This window comes from Aeromonas sp. 600724 (assembly GCF_049175135.1).
GTDB classification, from domain to species: Bacteria; Pseudomonadota; Gammaproteobacteria; order Enterobacterales; family Aeromonadaceae; genus Aeromonas; species Aeromonas veronii_A.
Genome location: NZ_JAAKUM010000025.1, coordinates 13,686 through 34,589, shown reverse-complemented (window position 1 = coordinate 34,589; position 20,904 = coordinate 13,686). Strand labels below are relative to the sequence as shown.

The window sequence follows — 20,904 nt, the reverse complement described above, 5'->3', positions numbered from 1 at the left end:
CACCATCCGTTTTTTACGAATGGGACAATCGGCCACGGCGGGGTCGTCAGCGACCCGTGCTGGTCGTAAGATGGGAGCCATTCGTGCGGCGTTTGCCCCTTGGTCGGCCAGCCGTGGTCAGGGTTTTGTTTTAACGAGAGTGTTTATCTGATGTCATTAACCGAACAAGCCCGCTGGTTCGTGCTGGGGGGCGATCATCTGGTACTGCTCGATCAGCAGGGAGAGGTGCCACAGGGAAGTAAAGCGTGCCTGCCCGCAGCGCTGGCCGGTGCCCGTTTCGAGCGTTTTGATGAGTGGCAGGGGCTGCCCTGCTATCTGCTCGATCTGGGGGCTGAGGCCGACACGACTATGATGGCCCCCCTGCGCCAGTTGATGGTAGCGGGGGATGAAGAGGGGTTTCGTCTCGCGGGCCGTGCCTGGCAGCTCGTCACTTTCCGCCGCACCCACCGTTTCTGCGGCGAGTGCGGCGCCCCCATGACCCCGAAGGCGGGGGAGTGGGCGCAGGTGTGCCACCTCGGCCACACGGCCTATCCGCGTATCTCCCCCTGCATTATCGTGGCGGTGCGCAAGGGGCCGGAGATCCTCTTGGCGGCCCATCGCCGTCACTATCAGGCGGATGATCCCATGTATACCGTACTGGCCGGGTTTGTGGAGGCGGGGGAGAATCTCGAGCAGTGCGTGGCACGGGAGGTGTTCGAGGAGAGCGGCATCCGGGTGCGCAATGTGCGCTATGTGGCGAGCCAGCCCTGGCCCTTCCCCCACAGCCTGATGATGGGCTTTACCGCCGACTACGAGAGCGGCGAAATCCGGGTGCAGGATGACGAACTGGTGGCTGCCGATTTCTTTACCGCCGACCGGCTGCCGCGTTTGCCGCCCCACGGCACCATCGCCCGGCGGCTGATCGAGCGTTCGCTGGCGGGCGAGGGGTAACGAAGCGCTTATCTTTTCGCCAATCTTTTTGCACTTCATTTTAAAAACGGGGCGCTCTGGTTTGCGCCCCTTCACATCTTTGCAACCGCGCGCCCATTTGCCACGTTTTGGGCAGTCCGATCCGGTGGGCAAAGTGGTATTATGGCCGCCATTTTATGCGTGATACGAACTCAGGAACTGGGATGAAAGAGCTGAAGAACGATCGATACCTGCGCGCTTTGCTGCGTCAGGACGTGGACATGACCCCGGTATGGATGATGCGCCAGGCTGGCCGCTATCTGCCGGAATACAAGGCGACTCGCGCCCAGGCGGGGGATTTCATGTCCCTGTGCCGCAATGCCGAGCTGGCCTGTGAAGTCACCCTGCAGCCGCTGCGCCGCTACCCGCTCGATGCCGCCATCCTCTTCTCCGACATCCTGACCGTGCCCGATGCCATGGGGCTGGGTCTCTACTTCGAGCAGGGTGAAGGCCCGCGTTTCGAGCGTCCGATCACCTCCATGGCCGACGTGCAGGCGCTGCCCATTCCGGATCCGGAAGATGAGCTGGGCTATGTGATGAACGCGGTGCGCACCATCCGCCGCGAGCTCAAGGGCGAAGTGCCGCTGATCGGCTTCTCCGGCAGCCCATGGACCCTGGCCACCTACATGGTGGAGGGGGGCAGCTCCAAGGCATTCACCAAGATCAAGCAGATGATGTACGCAGAGCCGCAAACCCTGCACCTGCTGCTCGACAAGCTGGCCGACAGCGTGATTGCCTACCTCAACGCCCAGATCAAGGCGGGTGCACAGGCTGTCATGGTGTTCGACACCTGGGGCGGCGTGCTCACCCCGCGCGATTACCGCGACTTCTCCCTGCAGTACATGCACAAGATTGTTGATGGCCTGATCCGCGAGCACGACGGTCGCCGCGTGCCGGTCACCTTGTTCACCAAGAACGGTGGTCAGTGGCTGGAGCAGATCGCCGCCACCGGTTGCGATGCGTTGGGTCTTGACTGGACCACCGACATTGCCGACGCCAAGCGCCGGGTCGGCGACAAGGTGGCGCTGCAGGGCAACATGGATCCCTCCATGCTCTACGCTACTCCGGCCCGCATCCGTGAAGAGGTCGCCTCCATTCTGGCCGGTTTCGGTCACGGCAATGGCCACGTATTCAACCTCGGCCACGGCATCCATCAGGATGTGAACCCGGAACACGCCGGCGTGTTCGTCAACGCGGTACACGAGCTCTCTGCCCAGTACCACGGTCGCTAGCCGGGGCGAGAGAAGAAGAGTTTGTTTGAAATCCGGGGCCGTCAGGCCCCGTTTTACATTGAAATAGGCGCTGCAACGACGAGAACGTGGCGCCAGTGCAGGAGGCAAGATGAGCAGCAAGTCACTGGATTGGGGTATCGATCTTGGCGGTACCAAGTGTGAATGCGTGGTGCTGGATGGTGACGAGGTGCTGCTGCGCCACCGCATCCCCACCGAGCGGGCTGGCGGTTATGAGCACATGATCGGCCAGATCGCCAAGCTGGTAGCTGAGTGCGCCGCGAAGATTGGTCAACGCCCGACCGTCATCGGCATGGGCACGCCGGGGGCGCGGGATCCGCAGACCGGTCTGATGAAGAACTGCAACACCACCGAGCTCAACGGCAAGCCGTTCAAGGATGATCTGGAGCGCAAGCTGGGCGTGCCGGTGCTGATCGCCAACGACGCCAACTGCTTCGCGCTGGCAGAAACCCATCTCGGCGCAGTGCGCCAGCACCATCCCGATGCGAAAGTGGTGTTCGGCATCATCATGGGCACCGGGGTCGGCTCCGGCATCGTCATCAACGGCCGCATTCTCAATGGTCATCACGGCATCGCCGGTGAGTGGGGCCACAATGTGCTTTCCCCTGATGGCCCCGAGTGCTACTGCGGCAAGCGCGGCTGCGTCGAGACGCTGATCAGCGGTCCGGCGCTGGAGGCCTGGTACGAGGCCAAGGCCAAGCGCCACCTCTCGCTCGCCCAAATCGCGGCCGCCACGGCTCACGATCATGTGGCCAAGCTCACCATCGACCGGCTGCATCTGCTGTTTGGTCAGGCGCTGGCCAACGTGGTCAACATTCTCGACCCGGATGTGATCGTCATCGGTGGCGGGGTTGGTAACGTGCAGAGCCTCTACAGCGTGGGACGGCAGACTATTTTGCCCTTCCTCTTTAATCCCCGTTTCAGTGCCCCCATTATTGCTCCAGCCCTGGGTGACAGTGCCGGGGTGTTCGGGGCGGCCCTGCTGGCCCGCGGTGAATTCAAGGATGCCCTGCTGTCGTGAGCCGGGCCCGGGCAGCCGGTCGGCTGCTCTTTTCTCTAGCCCCTGCGCTAGCAAATCTGTGGTAAGGAACTGGCTGCCAGATGATCAAGATTGCCATCAACGGTTACGGACGGATCGGCCGCAATGTACTGCGAGCCCTCTACGAGAGCGGGCGCGACAAGACCATCAAGATCGTCGCCATCAACGAGCTGGCGGCCCCCGAGGCCATGGTGCACCTGACCCGTTACGATACCAGTCACGGTCGCTTCCACCATCCGGTGCAACTGGCGGGTAACAGCATGCTGGTGGGGGAGGATCTCATCTCTCTGTTTGCCGAGCGGGATCCGTCAAAGCTGCCGTGGCGGGCGCTGGGGGTGGATGTGGTGCTCGATTGCACCGGGGTATTCGGCTCGCGGGCCGATGCCGAGCTGCATCTGGCGGCGGGGGCGGGCAAGGTGCTCTTCTCCCACCCTGCGGATGCCGATGTGGATGCCACCGTGGTCTACGGGGTCAACCATCATACCCTCACCGGAGCGGAGCGGATCGTCTCCAACGCCTCCTGTACCACCAACTGCGTGGTACCGGTGATTGAAACATTGCATCGAGAATTCGAGATAAATTGTGGTACTATTACGACAATTCATTCGGCCATGCATGATCAGCAAGTCATCGATGCCTACCACAGTGACTTGCGCCGAACCCGCGCTGCCAGTCAGTCCATCATTCCGGTGGATACCAAGCTGGCAAAGGGGCTGGAGCGTATCCTGCCCCACTTCGCCGGCAAGTTCGAGGCGATCGCGGTGCGGGTGCCGACCATCAATGTAACAGCGATGGATCTGAGTATTACTGTTCGTAAAAAAGTGACAGTTAGTGACGTAAATCAAGCCCTGCAACGGGCATCCAGAGGTACATTACACGGTATTCTGGATTACACGGAAGAACCGCTGGTCTCCGTAGACTTCAATCATGATGCGCACTCATGCATCATTGATGGTACCCAGACCCGAGTGAGCGATGCCAACCTCGTCAAGATGTTGATGTGGTGCGATAACGAATGGGGCTTCGCAAACCGGATGCTGGATACCACCCGGGCCATGATGGTTGCAGGCTGAGCCTGCCCCGGGCGAAAGGTTACTGTTTTTAACATTACCTGGAAAATATAGAGGACTGAATATGTCTGTTATCAAGATGACTGACCTGGATCTGGCGGGCAAACGCGTTCTGATCCGTGCTGACCTGAACGTGCCGGTAAAAGACGGCAAGGTCACCTCCGATGCACGTATCGTCGCTACCCTGCCGACCATCAAGCTGGCTCTGGAAAAGGGCGCCAAGCTGATGATCACTTCCCACCTGGGTCGTCCGACCGAAGGCGAGTACAACGAAGAGTTCTCTCTGCTGCCGGTTGTCAACTATCTGAAAGACGCTCTGTCCTGCCCGGTTCGCCTGGCCAAGGATTACCTGGATGGCGTAGAAGTCGCTGCCGGTGAGCTGGTTGTGCTGGAAAACTGCCGCTTCAACAAAGGCGAGAAGAAGAACACCGAAGAGCTGGCCAAAAAATACGCCGCCCTGTGTGACGTCTTTGTAATGGATGCGTTCGGTACTGCTCACCGCGCCGAAGGTTCCACCTACGGTGTTGCACAGTTCGCTCCGGTCGCCTGTGCTGGTCCGCTGCTGGCGGGTGAACTGGAAGCCTTGGGCAAAGCCATGCTGAAGCCCGAGCGCCCGATGGTTGCCATCGTTGGCGGCTCCAAGGTCTCCACCAAGCTGACCGTTCTGGAATCCCTCTCCAAAATCGCTGACCAGCTGGTTGTCGGTGGTGGCATCGCCAACACCTTCATCGCTGCTGCCGGTCACAACGTCGGCAAGTCCCTGTGCGAGCACGACCTGATCGACACCGCCAAGAAACTGGCTGCCGAGACCAACATTCCTGTGACCACCGACGTGGTTGTAGGTGCCGAGTTCTCCGAGTCCACTCCGGCCACCATCAAGTCTGTTAACGATGTGACCGACGGCGACATGATCTTCGACATCGGCCCGGATTCTGCCAAGGCTCTGGCTGACATCATCATGAACGCCAAGACCATCCTGTGGAACGGCCCGGTTGGTGTGTTCGAGTTCGACCAGTTCGCTGAAGGCACCAAGGTTATCGCTGAAGCCATCGCTGCTTCTCCGGCCTTCTCCATCGCTGGCGGTGGTGACACCCTGGCTGCTATCGACAAGTTCGGCATCGCTGACAAAGTCTCCTACATCTCCACTGGCGGCGGCGCCTTCCTGGAGTTCGTAGAAGGCAAGGTACTGCCGGCTGTTGCGATTCTGGAACAGCGCGCCAAAGCCTAATTGACCCGGAACGGGGGGCAAAAGCCTCCCGTTTCGTTTATCATGTGCCCGCTGTGCCGGTTCATGATGAACCCCCCATTTTTTATTAACGGCATACGAGACAGGACGATTAAACATGTCTAAGAAAATTTTCGACTTCGTAAAACCCGGCGTGATCACTGGTGATGACGTTCAGAAAGTGTTCGCCATCGCTAAAGAGAACGGCTTTGCTCTGCCGGCCGTAAACTGCGTTGGTACCGACTCCGTTAACGCCGTACTGGAAGCTGCCGCCAAGGTTAAAGCGCCGGTTATCGTTCAGTTCTCCAACGGTGGTGCCGTGTTCACTGCCGGTAAGGGTCTGAAGCTGGAAGGTCAGAAAGCTGCCATCCTGGGTGCCATCTCTGGTGCCAAGCACGTTCACGCTGTTGCCGAAGCCTACGGCGTGCCGGTAATCCTGCACACCGACCACGCTGCCAAGAAGCTGCTGCCGTGGATCGACGGTCTGCTGGAAGCGGGCGAGAAGCACTTTGCTGAAACCGGCAAGCCGCTGTTCTCCTCCCACATGCTGGATCTGTCCGAAGAGTCTCTGGAAGAGAACATCGACATCTGCTGCGAGTACCTGACCCGCATGGCCAAGATGAACATGACTCTGGAGCTGGAACTGGGTTGCACCGGTGGCGAAGAAGACGGCGTCGACAACAGCCACATGGATCAGTCTGCTCTGTACACCCAGCCGGAAGATGTTGCTTACGCTTACGAGCGTCTGTCCAAGATCAGCCCGCGTTTCACCATCGCTGCCTCCTTCGGCAACGTACACGGTGTATACAAGCCGGGTAACGTCAAGCTGACCCCGTCCATCCTGGACGCTTCCCAGAAGTACGTTTCCGAGAAGTTTGGCGTTCCAGCCAAGTCTCTGGACTTCGTATTCCACGGTGGTTCAGGTTCCACTCTGGAAGAGATCCGCGAGTCCATCTCCTACGGCGTAGTGAAGATGAACATCGACACCGACACCCAGTGGGCAACCTGGGAAGGTCTGCTGAACTTCTACAAGAAGAACGAAGCTTACCTGCAAGGCCAGCTGGGCAACCCGGAAGGCGCCGACAAGCCGAACAAGAAGTACTACGATCCGCGCGTATGGCTGCGTGAAGGTCAGACTTCCATGATCGCTCGTCTGGAGAAAGCATTCTCCGACCTGAACGCCATCGACGTACTGTAATTCGTTACAGCACCTTGATTGCATGAAAAGGCGCCCTTCGGGGCGCCTTTTGCATTTCTGTGATCCGCACCGGTTGGTGAGTGGAGGAGGAACTGGGTATTATCGAAACAACTTTGCTTATTTTATTAAACAATTTGCAACCAAGGCAGGATGCTGAACATGCAGGCAGGAAAGCACAACGGATATCAGGAGCACGTCGCCTCCTACTACGCGGCCACCCGCAACGACCCGCAACAGTGGCCCGAGCTGGAGGGGGAGCACAAGGCTGACGTCTGCATCATCGGCGGCGGCTTTACCGGTCTCAATACCGCCATCAATCTGGCTGATGCCGGTTACAAGGTCGCCTTGCTGGAGGCCAACCGCATCGGCTGGGGCGCCTCCGGGCGCAACGGCGGCCAGCTTATTCGCGGTATCGGCCACGATACCAGCCAGTTTGCCCGCTGGATTGGTGAGGATGGGGTGCGCGAGCTCGACCTGATGGGGCTGGAGGCGGTGCAGCTGGTGCGCGAGCGGGTCGAGCGTTTCAATATCGAGTGCGATCTCACCTGGGGTTACTGTGATCTGGCCACCCGTCAGCGCCATCTGGCCGGCTTCGAGGAAGATCTCGACCATCTGGCGAGTCTGGGCTATGAGCACGAACTCAGGCTGGTCCCGCGGGAAGATATCCATACCGTGGTGGGGTCGGATCGCTATATCGGCGGCCTCATCGACATGGGCTCCGGCCATCTCCATCCCCTCAATCTGGCGCTCGGCGAGGCGCGCGCCGCAGCCAGCCTCGGGGTTTCCCTGTTTGAACATTCCAGAGTGACCCATATCGATTACGGCAAGCAGGTAGAGGTGACCACGGCTCATGGCCGGGTCACCGCCGATTATCTGGTGATCGGCTGCAACGCCTATCTCAACGACCTAAATCCGGAGCTGGGAGGGCGGGTGCTGCCTGCGGGCTCCTACATTCTCGCCACCGAGGTACTGGATCGCCGCTTGCGCCAGCGCTTGCTGCCGCAAAACATGGCGGTGTGCGATCAAAATGTGGCGCTCGACTACTACCGCCTCTCTGCCGATGGCCGTCTGCTGTTTGGCGGCGCCTGCAACTATTCGGGGCGAGACCCGAAGGATATCAAGGCCTTTATGCTGCCCAAGATGCTGCGAGTCTTCCCCGAGCTGGCTGGCACCGCCATCGAGTTTCAGTGGGGCGGGATGATCGGGATCGGCGCCAACCGTTTGCCGCAGATTGGCCGCTTGAAGGAATACCCCAACGTACTCTACGCCCAGGCCTATTCGGGTCACGGCCTCAACGCCACCCATATGGCGGGCAAGCTGGTGGCCGAGGCGATCCGCGGCGAGAGCCGGGGTTTCGATCTCTTCGCCAGCGTGCCCCATATCACCTTCCCCGGCGGCCCGGCGCTGCGCTCCCCGCTGCTGGCACTGGGAATGTTGTGGCACCGGATGAAGGATATCTTCTGACCCCCATTGTCAGCCAGCGCAGTGATGGCTGAACTAAGCCCCCTTGCCAGCCCTTGTTTATAGCGGGTTGGCACTATCGTTCCGCCTGATAGACCAAAAGATGCATTCGCGCCAATCTCGTCCGGTTGGCGCTATCTTTTAGGTGTGAGAGCGGTTATCTGCCAAGGGGACGAGGGTGTGTCTGCTTGCCGGAATACTTGCCGAGAAAGAGCTGAGGACGGGGAGAGGAGGGCCAAGATGGAGATAAATGTGGTCGCGTCAGGCGGGCTCAGCCCGCTGGCGCAACGGCAGGGTTCTCCCGCCGTGCAGGCATCGGAGAGGGCCGCATCGTCGCCATCAACGGGCAGTGACAGCCTGGTGCGCGATCTTGGCGCCGTGCTGGATGAGCTCGGGTTGTCGCCGAAAGGGGAGGATAGCAGCGGGAGCAGCATCTCAATCAGAGATTCGCTGGAAGCGTTCATCAACACCATGATGGGCTCCCTGCAACAGCAGCAGGAGCAACAGCTGGCATTGCAGCAACAACAGCGGCAAGAGCAGGAACAGCGCAAACTCGCCATCGATGACAGCAGCGAGAACCCGCTCAAGCGGGATCTGGAGCGCCTGCTGGAGACGCTGGATCAACCAGGCGGGAAGGACAAAGAGAGCAGCCAAGGGGGGCAGAACGACGCGATTGACCCCTTGCAGAGCCAGCTGACCAAGCTGCTGGAGAGCAGCGGTGCGGCAGATAGCGGGATCACCCTCAAGGATGTGCTGTCGGGGTTGGTCAGCAAGTTGCCGGGTGAACCCGCAGAGCGAAAAGGGTATCGGGTCGATACCCTGGTCTGAGCTGGTCAACCACGGCAGAGCTGCCGTTGCCGAGCTTGCAGAGAGTAAGGGGCGGGCAGCCCTTTATTGCGCCGGTTCAGCCAGTCGCCAGCCCTGTTCGCCCTTCATCATCCACACCTCGGCCTCTTGCGGCAGCACCTGGCCCGCCTCGAACTCGCCATATTTGCGCTCGAGCTCCATCAGCCCCATCTCCTGCTGGAAGGGGCCAACCCGGTCGTAGACCAGATCCTCGTCGTGCAACACCTGCAACTGATCGAGCCCCTGCTTGAAGTGGAGCTGGTAACTCACCTTGACCAGATAGACCCCCTCCATCCGCTCCTCCTTGCCGAGGATGGTGAAGTCGCTGATATCGAACAGGTTGGCGTCTGTCTCGGCCAGTAGCTTGGCGGTGACCTGCTGGCGGATATCCTCTTCACCGGGCCCTGCACTGCAGCCATAAAGCCAGAGGGCTAGCAGGGGGATGAACCACTTTTTCATCAAAACTCCGGACAAGTGCAAAACGAGAGGGGCGATTGTGCCACGCGAATGCGCGGCGGCAAACCTCGGCTCACGGTTCCAGTGAACGTTCCAGCACGATGGCCTCGGCCCGATAACCAGCCAGCTCGCGGCGATAGCACTCGATGAAGCCTCTGCGCAGCCAGAAGGATAGAGCACTCTCATTGCTGGCAATCACTGACAGGCGAAGCCGGGTAGCCCCCCATGAGCTTGCCATCGTGCAGGCGTGAAGATAGAGCGACTGACCACGGCCACTCCCTTGCCAGGGTTTCCCCACCAGTAACAGACCCAGATAGGCGGTGTCTGGATTGGGGTAGCCGCGCAGCAGATCAATGACAGCGGTGAGTTCTCCCTGCTCCCAGCGGCCGATGAGATGTTTGTCGGAGAGAGGCAGGCCGGGTGGGCAGGCGACAAGTTCCTCTTCTCCTGCCTGTGCAGAGAGAGGGTCATTGCTCACCGCCGCCTGATAGGAGGGGGCCTGCTCGAACAGCCGCTGCAAGGCAGGTGCATCGCTTGTCTGCAGCCGACGCAACTCAGTGTGCATCACTTACCATCTCGAGATGTTTGGCAAAGGGGATAGGCCCCATAAAGCCGGTGACCCGCTGCCCTGTCAGCTCCTTGCCCTCGCGGTCGAAGAAGATGAGGGTCGGCAGCCCCAGCACATTGAGGCCGTTGAGCAGCTCGATATCGGCATCGTCGTTGGCGGTAACATCCGCCTGCAGCAGCACCATCTGGCCGAAGCGCTCCCTCACCGTGGGATCGCTGAAGGTCTTGTGCTCGAACTCCTTGCAGGCGACGCACCAGTCGGCGTAGATGTCGAGCAGCACCGGCTTGCCGCGGGCGGCGGCCAGCTGCACCTTGAGATCATCCAGCGTCTTGATGCGGATAAACTGCGGCGCCGTTTGACTGGCATCCGCCGTGGCGGCAGCAGGGGGGGCTGGTTGCAGCAGATCCTTGCCCACTACCACGGCGCTGATCATCGCCAGCAACAGCACGAAGCCACGCACGCTTTTGGCCACCGAGTGGGGCTGGTGCTGGTTGTGATGATAGAGGTAGCCGCACAGCAGCAGCCCCCAGCCGAGCCAGGCGAGAGTAGCAATCTGATCGCTCCAGAGCCGTGACAGCAGCAGGATCGGCACTGCCAGCAGGGCGAAGCCAAACAGCTGCTTGATCACATCCATCCAGGCGCCCGCCTTGGGCAGCAGCTTGCCACCCGAGGTGCCGAGCAGCAGCAGCGGCAGACCCATCCCCAGTGAGAGCGCATAGAGCGCCGCCCCGCCGAGCCAGAGATTGCCGCTCTGGGCCACGTAGATCAGTGCCCCCGAGAGCGGCGCCGTGGTGCAGGGTGAGCAGACCAGCCCGGAGATCATTCCCATGATAGCGACCCCGACTACTGAGCCCCCCTGCTGGCGGTTGGAGAGGCCGGAGAGCCGGGTTTGCAAACTGCTCGGCAGTTGCAGGGTATAGAGTCCGAACATGGAGAGGGCCAGCAGCACGAACATCACCGAGAGGCCGATCAGCACATAGGGGTGTTGCAGCGCCGCCTGGAATTTCAGCCCTGCCGAGGCCACTACCAGCCCCAGCAGGGTGTAGGTGACCGCCATCCCCTGCACATAGACAAAGGAGAGCAGGAAGGCGCGACTGGTGGAGAGGCGATGGCCGGCACCGGCGATGATGCCGGTCAGAATGGGATACATGGGGAAGACGCAGGGGGTGAAGGCGAGCCCCAGCCCCAGCGCGAAGAAGGCGACGATGCTGAGCCAGAACCCCTGATGGCCGAGGGCGGCGGCCAGCTGATCCTGCTGGCTAACCGGTGCGACGCTTTGTGCCGTTTCAGCAGTGGACGCTGTGGTTGCCGTGACCAGCGGGGCCACATCGATCAGCTTGTCAGTTGGCGGATAGCAGAGGCCGTCGGTACAGCCCTGATAGCGCACCCGCAGGGTGGCATTTTCCCCCACCTCCTTTAGCGGCACCGCGATGCTCACCTGCTGGTAGTAGACCCGGGTCTTGCCGAAGAAGTCATCCTCGTGCTCGGTGCCTTCTGGCAGGGGCGGCTCGCTGAAGGTGAGGTTGTTCCCCTTGAAGCGCAGGCTATGGCGATAGAGGTAGTAGGCGTCGGCGATGTGAAGGGTCAGCAGCAACTGATCGCCACGCTGTTCGCTCTCGATCTGAAAGGCCTCATCGACCTGCAAAAATTTGGGTTTGGCATTGGCCTCAATGCCCAGCGAGCTGAGCAGATCGGCGCCGCTGGCGTGGGCAGGGGCGCTGCCCACCGCTGTCATCAGCAGGGCACAGAGCAGCAACAGGGGAGAGAGCAAGCGGTTGAATGTCATGAGGTCTCCCCATTGAGCCAGTCGAGATAGGCGGGTAGTCCGGCGCTCACCGGCAGGGCCAGCAGCTCGGGCACCTCATAGGGGTGATTGGCTTGAATACATGCCTGCAGCTCGGCAAAGCGCGACTGACGGGATTTGATGATGAGCTGGATCTCGGTGGCGCGCTCCACCTTGCCTTGCCAACGATAGACGGAGGTGACGCCCGGCAGTTGATTGATGCAGGCGGCCAGCCGCTGGTTCAGCAGCTGTTCGCAGAGAAGGTCGGCACTGGTTTGATCTGGGCAGGTGCAGAGCACCACAATGGCGTCGGTCATAAAGCGGATCTTCACCTCGTTGGGGTAAACCGGGCAGGCGCCCTTGCCGTCTCATCCCTGTCTGCGGATGAAGGTGAAAAAAGCGCCCGAAAATCAGCGGCTACTATACCCCAGAGGCGCTTCAAATAGCATCTGTAGCCATTTGTGAGCCAGCGCCAAAAATTTGTGGGGGGCATGAGATAGACGCTGTCATGGGGACAGGGCAGAATGAGCGGGCTTGTTCCCAATTGACGTAAGGAAATGTATGACCCAACAGAATGAGCAGCAGAGAAACCGCATGTTGAGCCTGCTGCGCGAAGGTGAGCGCCGCATGTTGGTTCAATTGGCCGGGCTGCTGCGCACGACCGCCGATGAAATCAATGCCGAGCTGGAGAAAGAGGAGCTGATGGCCACCCTGGAGCAGCCCATCACGGTGGAGTATCTCAACGGCGTGGTGCAGCACCATCTGTTCGAGCGCAAACACAAGGGAGATATGGCGGTTGCCCAGCAGATCCTGAGCGATTATCAGAGCGAGCTGGAAGCGCTGCAGGCCGCTCAGGCGCAGCCTGAAGAGGCTGTCGCAACTGACGAGAGCGGCGAAGAGCTCAAGGCCCAGGCTTGAGCGACGGGCAGGCCTGAATCCTTACCTCTGAATCAGCCGGCCTGCCAGCGCTGAGCCCTCTTGCGGCCCCATCATGTCTGCCATGATGGGGCCGTGTCGTTTCTTTTGTTGCCTTCCCTTGTTGACCTTCACTTCTCGGTTTCAATCCAACTGGTTCGTGCCTTAGCGCGCCTCTTGTGGCATGCCGTGCGGCACTTCGCGGGGGATGGGGAACACCTTGTCATAGCCCCAGTTGTAGACGAAGGCATAGATCAGGTAGAAGACGACGAAGCCCAGATCCAGCACCAGCGCCTCCAGCAGGCTGACGCTCAGCCACCAGGACATGACCGGCAGCGCGACGATCAGCAGACCGCCCTCAAAGCCGAAGGTATGCAGCACCCGTTGCCACAGGGTTTTGTGGGTATGGCCCTGATATTTGAGCAGCAGCTTGTCGACCCCGATGTTGTAGATGTAGTTCCAGACGGTGGCCAGCACCGAGAAGAACAGTGCCAGCGGGCCCATATGGTTGAGCCCGACCCCGGTAACCCAGCTGGCCAGCGGGGCGGCAATCAGCAGGCCAATGAATTCAAAGCCAATGGCATGGCGCAGGCGATCGTTACGGGTACGCATAAGTCACTCTCTCAATCAGGTTCATTCACGAATTGCAGGTTAATCTATAGAACTTTAGCGATAGATTCATGTTGGTATCCATCGCTAAAATAGATGGATGAGAGAGCTTGCCGGAGGGCCATAAGATGACACCATCACTGGAACAACTGAGGATCTTGCTGGCGGCCGCCGAAACCGGCTCGTTTTCCGCTGCCGCCCGCAAGCTGGGCAAGGCGCAGTCGGTGGTGAGCAGCGCCATCGCCAATCTGGAGATCGATCTGGCGCTCACCCTGTTTGACCGCAGCGGCCGCTATCCGCAACTGACGGAGGCGGGGGCCCGCATGGTGCAGGAGGCGGGGATCCTGCTGGCGCAGAGTGAACGGTTGCAGTCCATTGCTGGGGAGCTGGCGGCCGGGGTGGAGACGCGCCTCACTCTGGCCATCGATGATGACTCCCACCTCCCCTGGCTCGGCACCCTGCTGGAGGAGTTCGCCACTCGTTACCCGACCGTGGAGCTGGAGCTGCTCTTCCCGCTGATGGAGGATGTGACCGAGATGCTGGTGACCGGCCGGGCCCAGCTCGGCATCAGTTATCAGAAGGTGCATCCCCAGCGGGAGATTGTCGCCCGTTCGCTGGGGGAGGTGACCATGCCGCTGGTGGTGTCACCGGATCATCCGCTGGCCCGCAAGCAGCCGCTGCGGGAGGTCGATCTGCAGGGGGCACGCCAGCTGATGGTGACCGGCCGACGGGAAGGGAGCGAGCGTCAGCGTTTTCGCATCTCGGCTCAGGTGTGGTGGGTCGAGGGGGATCTCGGGGTGCTGGAGCTGGTCAAGCGGGGCCTTGGCTGGTCCGCCATTCCGGAATTTCTGCTGCATCAACCGCTGAAGCGGGGTGAAGTTGTGGTGCTGGAGCCGGACTTTATCGCCAGCCACGCGCTGGCGCTGGAGCTGCAGTGGCATCGCGCCCGCCCGCTGGGGCAGGCGGGGCGCTGGCTGAAGGAGGCACTGCTGGCGCGGGTGCCTCGCTAGCCGACCTTACTCGGTCAGGGCGTAAGGCAGGGGTTGCAGGGTGAGGCGGGAGCCTTCGTCCTGCTTGAGGCGGAATTGGGCGTCAGCCTCGGTATCTTTCGGCAGTACGGCGGTGAGCCACACCTGCCCGGCCTGTTGCCAGGCGTTGAGCACCATGCCGCTGCGGCGCCAGTTGTCACCCAGTTGCAGCTCAAGGGTATCGCCGCTGGCGACCTGCTCGCCGGTAGTGCCCGCCAGCAGGAACAGGGCGCGGTTGTTGGCGCCGCGATACTTGGCGCGGGCCACCGTCTCTTGCCCCATGTAGCAGCCCTTGTTGAAGCTGATGCCGTCCAGTGCCTGCAGGTTGAGCATCTGCGGGATGAACTCCCCTTGATGCACCGCTTCCATGTGTGGCAGGCCCGCCTTGATCTCGAGCCCCCACCAGAGTGACTCGTCACCTTGCGGCAGGGCGTCGGCTTGCTGATTGCTCACCAGCAGCCAGCGATCCTGTTCAATCTTCACCGCCATGCCGCCGTCGATCAGACCGCTCTGCTCAAGGCCGAACTGGGCAGAGATCCAGCCATCGCTGCCCGTACCGGCGATCCCGGTGGCGTGACGCTCATCGGCGGCGATCTCGACCTTGGAGAAGACGGCAAATTTCTTCAGCTCCGGCAACTGACGCTCCAGTACAGAGGGGCTGGTCAGCAGCAGCAGACTGTCGTCGAGGCAGAGCAGGCGGAAATTGCTCCACAGCTTGCCCTTGGGATCACAGTGGCCACCCGGGGTCTGTTGCCCCGGTTGCAGGGCGTTGACATCACAGGTGACCTGACCTTGCAGATATTTGGCGCGATCCTGGCCGCTGATACGGGTGATGGCCAGCTTGGTCAGGGGGAAGCGGGTCGGCTCGGCAGGAAAAACAGGTGGTTGCAGGCTCACGATGGTATTCCAGAGAGAAAGTATGTGAGCTGCATGGTAAAGACGTAACTAATGTTTGTCAGCCGGAAAATCCAGCTGGTACCATCCCCCGGTCTTTGTAAGGAGAGTGCCATGTTGAGCCCAGTTGAAAAATCCCGCCTGAAGTGGGCCTGCCGTCGCGGTATGCTCGAGCTGGATGTGATCTTTATGCCCTTTTTCGAACACGAGTTCGACTCCCTGAGCGAAGCCGATCAGCAGACCTTTATCCGCCTGCTGGCGAGCGACGATCCGGATCTGTTCAAATGGTGCATGGGTCATGGTGTACCTGCCGATCCCGCATTTGCCGCCATGATCCCGATGATCCTGGAGCGCAATCAGGCGCGCCACGACCGCCAGGGGTAATACCGTGGAGCGGGTGATCATGACGGTTCACCCCTCCCGCCATCAGCAATGTTTGCTGGTGGCCCTCTTTCTGTTGCTGCTCTGGCCGGTGGCTGGCCTGATTGCCGGTTGGCAGTGGGCGCTGTTGCTGCCCGTCTGGCTGGCGGCGCTCTGGTTGAGCTGGCGCTCCCTCGCCGAGCCCCCGTTCGAGCTTGTCTGGGATGGTCAGTGGCTACAGTGGCAAGGTTGCCGCTATCAGCTCGGCAAGAAAAGCCGTATTTTGCCCGGCGTGCTCAGGCTGGCGCTTTGCCCCGAGCCGGAAGGCTCTGAATCGGCGTCGCCACGGCAACTGTGGCTCTTCTCCGACGCCCTTCCCCCCGAACATTACCGCCTGCTGGCGCGAGCCATCCACTTTCTGCCGTCCCGGCGCTGACGCCTGCTTTCCGTGATGACCATGCGCTGATTTATCGCGATAAGCTGTTGCCATGTGGCTGGCGACACTCTTTTTGTGGCTGAAAAGCGGTTGAAAACAAGTGACCCCGCCGAGGCGGGGTCATTGGTATGGCAGGAGCGGGGATCAATCCCGCTCCGGGGTCAGTACGGTCGGCTTGGAGTCCGGCAGCATATCCGGATGATCCAGGTTGTAGTGCAGGCCGCGGGACTCCTTGCGCTGCAGGGCGCAGTTGACGATAAGCTCGGCCACCTGCAGCAGGTTGCGCAGCTCCAGCAGGTTGTTGGAGACGCGGAAGTTGGCGTAGTACTCCTGCACCTCCTGCTTGAGCAGGTCGATGCGGCGCTTGGCGCGGGCCAGGCGCTTGTTGGTACGTACTATCCCCACGTAGTCCCACATCATCAACCGCAGCTCGTGCCAGTTGTGCTGGATCACCACCAGTTCGTCGGAATCTTCCACTTTGCTCTCGTCCCATACCGGCAGGCGCGGCGGCTCCACACTCATCGGCAGCTTGGCCAGAATGTCGGCCCCCGCCTGATGGGCATAGACCACGCATTCCAGCAGGGAGTTGGAGGCCATGCGGTTGGCACCGTGCAGCCCGGTGTAGGTCACTTCACCGATGGCGTAGAGGCCGGGAATATCGGTCTGGCCGTTGCTGTCGATCATCACTCCGCCACAGGTGTAGTGGGCGGCTGGGACGATGGGCATCGGTTCCTTGGTGATGTCGATACCGACCGCAAGGCAGCGCTCATAAATGGTCGGGAAGTGCTTGATGATGAAATCGGCCGGTTTGTGGCTGATATCCAGATACATGCAATCCGCCCCGAGCCGCTTCATCTCGTGGTCGATGGCGCGGGCGACGATATCCCGCGGCGCCAGCTCAGCCCGCTCGTCAAACTCCGGCATAAAGCGGCTGCCGTCCGGGCGGCGCAGATAGGCCCCCTCGCCACGCAGTGCTTCGGTCAGCAGGAAGTTGGGATCATCCGGGTGGAACAGGCTGGTGGGGTGGAACTGGTTGAACTCCAGGTTCGCCACCCGGCAGCCGGCCCGCCACGCCATGGCGATGCCATCGCCAGAGCTCACATCGGGGTTGGAGGTGTACTGGTAGACCTTGGAAGCACCGCCGGTGGCCAGTGCCACGAAGCGGGCGCGGATCACCTCGACCTGCTCGGCGTTGCGGTTCCAGACGTAGGCGCCCAGCACCTTGTTGCCCGGCAGGTTGAGCTTGCGGGTGGTGATGAGGTCGACCGCGTTGAAGCGCTCCATCAACTGGATATTGGGGTGGGCACGAACCTGATCGATCAGGGTGAGCTGCACCGCCTTGCCGGTGGCATCTGCCGCGTGGAAGATGCGGCGATGGCTGTGGCCCCCTTCCCGGGTGAGGTGGTACTGGGACTCGCCGTCGGCGTTCTCCTCCTGATCGAAGGGGACCCCTTGCTGAATGAGCCACTGGATGGACTCGCGGGCGTGGCGGGCGGTGAACTCCACCACGGCCGGGTCACACAACCCGGCGCCCGCGTTGAGCGTGTCGCTCACGTGGGATTCGATGCTGTCGGTTTCGTCGAAAACGGCAGCGATGCCTCCTTGCGCATAGAAAGTGGCCCCTTCACTGATGGGCCCCTTGCTCAGAACCAGGACTTTGGCGTGGTCTGCCAATCGCAACGCGAGGGACAAACCAGCGGCACCGCTGCCAATGATCAGTACATCGCAAAGGTATTCAACACTTGCTTTCATAAGTATCATTGGCCTGGATTAAGAACTGGCACCATGGTAGCCCAAGCGAGGGCGAGGATGCAGCCTGCATCACATTTTTTTCAATTGAAGCGAACTTTCTCTGATTCTCCCTGTCTGAACTTGTGCGCTTAGGAAGGGCCGGAAAAGAAAAACGATAACCTGATGGGGGTTTTACGGCTCTGATGAGCGACCAGAATCTACTGGACGAACAGCTGGTTGAACGGGTCCAGCGCGGCGATAAAGCAGCTTTCAACCTGTTGGTAAAAAAATACCAGCATAAGGTGGTCAACCTGGTTGCCAGGTATGTCAACAATCCCGGTGATGTGCCCGATGTGGCGCAAGAGGCCTTTATAAAAGCCTACCGTGCATTGCCGACATTCCGTGGCGAAAGTGCTTTTTACACCTGGTTGTACCGAATTGCCGTGAACACGGCGAAGAATTATCTCACCTCCCAGGGGCGCAGGCCGCCCAGCAGTGATGTGGAGGCTGACGAAGCGGAGTCTTATGGTGGTGGTGAAGCCTTGCAAGAGGTCTCAACCCCTGAAAACCTGGCGCTGACTGACGAGATCAAACGCACCGTGTTTTCAGCCATAGAGGCATTGCCGGAAGACCTGAGGACAGCTATCACCCTCCGCGAACTGGAAGGGCTGAGCTACGAAGAGATTGCCGAAATCATGGATTGCCCTGTGGGTACGGTCAGATCCCGTATCTTCCGGGCGAGGGAAGCAATCGATAAAAAGCTGCAACCTCTGATCGAGAATTAACTGGGGAAAGACGGGTTAACTTATGGCAAATAAAGAGCAAATCTCTGCCCTGATGGATGGTGACCTGAGTGACGCAGAGGTACTGAACGAGCTGGAGATGGACTCCGACTTGCAAGATACCTGGGGTCGTTACCACCTGATCGGCGATGCCATGCGGGGTGACCTGCCGGTCAATCTGCAACTGGATCTCAGTGACAGCATTATGGCTGCGCTGGAGGATGAGCCCACCATACTGGCACCCAAGCCGGTCGAGACGGCTCCCGTGCTGCAACCTGCCGTTGCGCCGGTCAAGACAGATGCCAATGTGGTTCCGTTGTTCCGCCGTGTCGGTCAGCAACTGGGGCAATACGCCATTGCCGCCTCCGTGGCCGCCGCTGTTATCTTCGGAGTGCAGCATTATCAGGGACAGGATGGCGTTCCGGCCAATCCGGTGCTCAATACCATTCCAATCGGTGGCAGCGCGGCGCCTGTGAGCGTCCATTATCCGCAACAGGATGGTGCCCGTGCCCGTCAGCAAGGTCTGACCGAACAGCAGATGCAGGAACAGCGGGAGCGGATCAACGCCTTCCTGCGTGACCACCAGTTGCAACAACGCCTGTTGCAAGACAGGCAGAACCAACAATAACGAGTCGTCAGGGATATCAACGTGCGCCAGTACAGCCGTATTTTACTGGCCTCTCTCCTGCTGATCAGTGCCAAGGCCTCGGCCGACGATAAGTCGGCCGAGGCCTTGTTGCAGCAGATGCAGAGTGCCGTGCAGCAACAGAACTTCGAATTGTCCATGGTCAAGGCCCGTCAGGGACGTCTTGAACCGATCCGCATCAGCCATGCCGTGATCGATGGCAAGGAGGTAGCCCATCTCAGCTATCTCGATGGCAAGGCGATCGAGTATCTCCAGCGTCAGAACGAGTACACCTTCTTTGAAAACAGCCATGATCCCTACACCCTGAAGGATGCCCGCTTTCCCGGTATCTGGTCGACCCTGGTGAAGATGCCGTTGGCACAGGTGCTGGAGAGTTATGATCCTGTGCTTGCTGGCCGTAGTCGGGTGGCCGGCGAGGTCGCTCAAGTCGTCAGGTTGGTTCCCAAGGAAGCTGACAAATATGGCTTTGTGCTCTGGATTGACGAACGTAGTCACCTGTTGCTGCGAGTCGACATGGTGGAGCGGGAGGGCAATCTGGTGGAGCAGATGCTGGGGGTGGATCTGCAATTGCAACAAAAACCGTCCCCATGGCTGGTAAAGCTGGCCAACAGCAAGCAGCCCTCGGCGCTGGCGCTGGAGGATGCCTATCCTGCACCGCAACAGCAGTTGAACTGGCAGATCACCTGGTTGCCCGATGGCTTCAAGGTGCTGTCGCAAGACCGGCACCAGCTGGTGACCACCAGTGTACCGGTGGATTACATGATGCTCTCCGATGGCCTGGTGGATCTCTCGGTCTACGTCTCTCGGGTCGATCCCAAGCAGGCGGTGCGCCAGCAGCTGATCCGCCAGGGGGCGACCTCGCTGGTGAGCTACGTCAACGAGGTGGGGGTCGAGATCACCGTGGTTGGGGAAGTGCCTGCCGAGACAGCCAAACGCATCGCCGAGTCGGTGCAGCCGCTGGCTCGCAACGAAGCGGTGCAGTGAGTCCATGTTCTGGGTTCACAGTAGTGTGCGGCTTGCCGTTGGCTGTGAGTCGTGTTCAGATCCTGCCATTGCATGAGCACGAGGTGTTGCCGTGAATGAGATGAGTGAAGAGCTGGCGACCGTGGTGGCCATTGAGGGTGACCATGCCTGGGTGGAGTGCGAGCGTCGCTCCGCCTGCAGTGGTTGTCAGCAGCAATCCAACTGCGGTACCGGCACTGTGGCCAAGGCGTTTCCCCTGAAAGCCCCCCGCTTGCGAGTCAGGCTGACCGCCGAGGTGCGGGTTGGCCAGCAAGTGAGGCTCGGTATCCCGCAGGAGAGTCTGCTGCGCGGGGCTGCGCTGGTCTATGTGCTGCCGCTTTTCTGTCTGTTGGCCGGCGCCTTGCTGGGGCAGCTCTGGCTGGCGCCGCTGCTCTCGGGCGGGGAGGGGATTACCATTCTCTGCTGCCTGCTGGGGGGCGTGCTGGGCTTTTTACTGGTTCGTTACTTTTCCAACCGCCTGGATCAGGGGCGTTACGGCCCGCAGATGCTCGGCGTTGTCGTCCCTGTCCGCATCCTCCCCTGACCGAACAGGCGCTATTTCACTGGCGCTGGCGACTAAAGAATGGCCGTCAGCCGGGTTATCCAGTAAAATCGCGCCTCCATAACTGACCTTAACTAATTTTGAGTGACTCTTGC

General features: G+C 60.5%; 23 protein-coding genes. 16 read left to right on the top strand and 7 right to left on the bottom strand.

What is annotated here, in order from left to right; genetic code table 11:
* The first annotated feature begins 150 nt into the window (after positions 1 to 150).
* The 8 genes from nudC to G5168_RS19415 all read left to right on the top strand — a co-directional run bounded on the left by nudC (position 151) and on the right by G5168_RS19415 (position 9,019).
* The gene (nudC, locus tag G5168_RS19450; protein WP_421173172.1) at positions 151 to 930 is read left to right on the top strand and encodes an NAD(+) diphosphatase; all 780 of its coding nucleotides are present in this window, start codon (positions 151 to 153) and stop codon (positions 928 to 930) included.
* Positions 931 to 1,112: 182 nt separating this feature from the next.
* Positions 1,113 to 2,180: a uroporphyrinogen decarboxylase gene (gene hemE / locus G5168_RS19445; protein ID WP_005335440.1), complete on the top strand. Its 1,068-nt coding sequence runs from the start codon at positions 1,113 to 1,115 to the stop codon at positions 2,178 to 2,180.
* Between the two features lie 109 nt (positions 2,181 to 2,289).
* Positions 2,290 to 3,219, top strand: a complete 930-nt coding sequence (locus G5168_RS19440) for an ROK family protein (protein ID WP_421252601.1) — start codon at positions 2,290 to 2,292, stop codon at positions 3,217 to 3,219.
* 80 nt (positions 3,220 to 3,299) lie between these two features.
* The gene (epd, locus tag G5168_RS19435; RefSeq protein WP_124928631.1) at positions 3,300 to 4,310 is read left to right on the top strand and encodes an erythrose-4-phosphate dehydrogenase; all 1,011 of its coding nucleotides are present in this window, start codon (positions 3,300 to 3,302) and stop codon (positions 4,308 to 4,310) included.
* A gap of 61 nt (positions 4,311 to 4,371) precedes the next feature.
* Positions 4,372 to 5,535 (top strand): phosphoglycerate kinase, encoded by a 1,164-nt coding sequence (locus G5168_RS19430; RefSeq protein WP_139461850.1) that lies wholly within the window; start codon positions 4,372 to 4,374, stop codon positions 5,533 to 5,535.
* A 115-nt stretch (positions 5,536 to 5,650) separates the two neighbouring features.
* The gene (gene fbaA / locus G5168_RS19425; protein ID WP_005340963.1) at positions 5,651 to 6,730 is read left to right on the top strand and encodes a class II fructose-bisphosphate aldolase; all 1,080 of its coding nucleotides are present in this window, start codon (positions 5,651 to 5,653) and stop codon (positions 6,728 to 6,730) included.
* Positions 6,731 to 6,889: 159 nt separating this feature from the next.
* On the top strand, positions 6,890 to 8,194 hold the full coding sequence (locus G5168_RS19420; RefSeq protein ID WP_421252600.1) for an NAD(P)/FAD-dependent oxidoreductase: 1,305 nt from the start codon (positions 6,890 to 6,892) through the stop codon (positions 8,192 to 8,194).
* A gap of 237 nt (positions 8,195 to 8,431) precedes the next feature.
* Positions 8,432 to 9,019 carry a hypothetical protein gene (locus G5168_RS19415; RefSeq protein WP_421252599.1) on the top strand — a complete coding sequence of 196 codons (588 nt, stop codon included), beginning with the start codon at positions 8,432 to 8,434 and terminating at the stop codon, positions 9,017 to 9,019.
* 63 nt (positions 9,020 to 9,082) lie between these two features.
* On the opposite strand, the gene G5168_RS19410 is transcribed toward G5168_RS19415, so the two are convergent.
* The 4 genes from G5168_RS19410 to cutA form a co-directional block, all read right to left on the bottom strand.
* Complete coding sequence (locus tag G5168_RS19410; protein WP_159157563.1) at positions 9,083 to 9,496, bottom strand: hypothetical protein; 414 nt, start codon at positions 9,494 to 9,496, stop codon at positions 9,083 to 9,085.
* 70 nt (positions 9,497 to 9,566) lie between these two features.
* Entirely contained in the window at positions 9,567 to 10,058 is a 492-nt protein-coding gene (locus G5168_RS19405) for a GNAT family N-acetyltransferase (protein WP_421252598.1), read from the bottom strand.
* Positions 10,048 to 11,847 carry a protein-disulfide reductase DsbD gene (locus G5168_RS19400; protein WP_421252597.1) on the bottom strand — a complete coding sequence of 600 codons (1,800 nt, stop codon included), beginning with the start codon at positions 11,845 to 11,847 and terminating at the stop codon, positions 10,048 to 10,050. Before G5168_RS19400 ends, G5168_RS19405 begins: the two co-directional genes overlap by 11 nt.
* Positions 11,844 to 12,161 (bottom strand): divalent-cation tolerance protein CutA, encoded by a 318-nt coding sequence (gene cutA / locus G5168_RS19395; RefSeq protein ID WP_069556185.1) that lies wholly within the window; start codon positions 12,159 to 12,161, stop codon positions 11,844 to 11,846. Before cutA ends, G5168_RS19400 begins: the two co-directional genes overlap by 4 nt.
* A gap of 244 nt (positions 12,162 to 12,405) precedes the next feature.
* On the opposite strand from cutA, the gene G5168_RS19390 reads away from it, so the two are divergent.
* On the top strand, positions 12,406 to 12,762 hold the full coding sequence (locus G5168_RS19390) for a hypothetical protein (protein WP_069529227.1): 357 nt from the start codon (positions 12,406 to 12,408) through the stop codon (positions 12,760 to 12,762).
* Positions 12,763 to 12,924: 162 nt separating this feature from the next.
* Here G5168_RS19390 and G5168_RS19385 read toward each other — a convergent pair whose 3' ends face one another.
* Entirely contained in the window at positions 12,925 to 13,371 is a 447-nt protein-coding gene (locus G5168_RS19385; protein WP_047436069.1) for a PACE efflux transporter, read from the bottom strand.
* 125 nt (positions 13,372 to 13,496) lie between these two features.
* Between G5168_RS19385 and G5168_RS19380 the strand changes: the two genes are divergently transcribed.
* Complete coding sequence (locus G5168_RS19380; RefSeq protein WP_042080104.1) at positions 13,497 to 14,378, top strand: LysR family transcriptional regulator; 882 nt, start codon at positions 13,497 to 13,499, stop codon at positions 14,376 to 14,378.
* Between the two features lie 6 nt (positions 14,379 to 14,384).
* Here the strand turns inward: G5168_RS19380 and ygfZ are convergent, their stop codons facing one another.
* On the bottom strand, positions 14,385 to 15,293 hold the full coding sequence (gene ygfZ, locus G5168_RS19375) for a tRNA-modifying protein YgfZ (protein WP_421252596.1): 909 nt from the start codon (positions 15,291 to 15,293) through the stop codon (positions 14,385 to 14,387).
* 111 nt (positions 15,294 to 15,404) lie between these two features.
* Between ygfZ and G5168_RS19370 the strand changes: the two genes are divergently transcribed.
* Together G5168_RS19370 and G5168_RS19365 are read left to right on the top strand one after the other, a co-directional pair.
* A complete protein-coding gene (locus G5168_RS19370; RefSeq protein ID WP_005335417.1) occupies positions 15,405 to 15,674 on the top strand; it encodes a succinate dehydrogenase assembly factor 2 in 270 nt (89 codons plus the stop codon).
* A 19-nt stretch (positions 15,675 to 15,693) separates the two neighbouring features.
* Positions 15,694 to 16,086 carry a protein YgfX gene (locus G5168_RS19365; protein WP_421252603.1) on the top strand — a complete coding sequence of 131 codons (393 nt, stop codon included), beginning with the start codon at positions 15,694 to 15,696 and terminating at the stop codon, positions 16,084 to 16,086.
* Positions 16,087 to 16,230: 144 nt separating this feature from the next.
* Here the strand turns inward: G5168_RS19365 and nadB are convergent, their stop codons facing one another.
* The gene (gene nadB / locus G5168_RS19360; protein WP_201934018.1) at positions 16,231 to 17,838 is read right to left on the bottom strand and encodes an L-aspartate oxidase; all 1,608 of its coding nucleotides are present in this window, start codon (positions 17,836 to 17,838) and stop codon (positions 16,231 to 16,233) included.
* Between the two features lie 182 nt (positions 17,839 to 18,020).
* Between nadB and rpoE the strand changes: the two genes are divergently transcribed.
* From rpoE to G5168_RS19340, 4 genes are all read left to right on the top strand, one after another.
* Entirely contained in the window at positions 18,021 to 18,602 is a 582-nt protein-coding gene (rpoE, locus tag G5168_RS19355; RefSeq protein ID WP_005335411.1) for an RNA polymerase sigma factor RpoE, read from the top strand.
* Between the two features lie 22 nt (positions 18,603 to 18,624).
* Entirely contained in the window at positions 18,625 to 19,227 is a 603-nt protein-coding gene (locus G5168_RS19350; protein WP_227342014.1) for an RseA family anti-sigma factor, read from the top strand.
* Between the two features lie 21 nt (positions 19,228 to 19,248).
* Positions 19,249 to 20,229: a MucB/RseB C-terminal domain-containing protein gene (locus G5168_RS19345; RefSeq protein ID WP_216980206.1), complete on the top strand. Its 981-nt coding sequence runs from the start codon at positions 19,249 to 19,251 to the stop codon at positions 20,227 to 20,229.
* Positions 20,230 to 20,329: 100 nt separating this feature from the next.
* Positions 20,330 to 20,791: a SoxR reducing system RseC family protein gene (locus G5168_RS19340; RefSeq protein ID WP_040068038.1), complete on the top strand. Its 462-nt coding sequence runs from the start codon at positions 20,330 to 20,332 to the stop codon at positions 20,789 to 20,791.
* Positions 20,792 to 20,904: the final 113 nt, after the last annotated feature.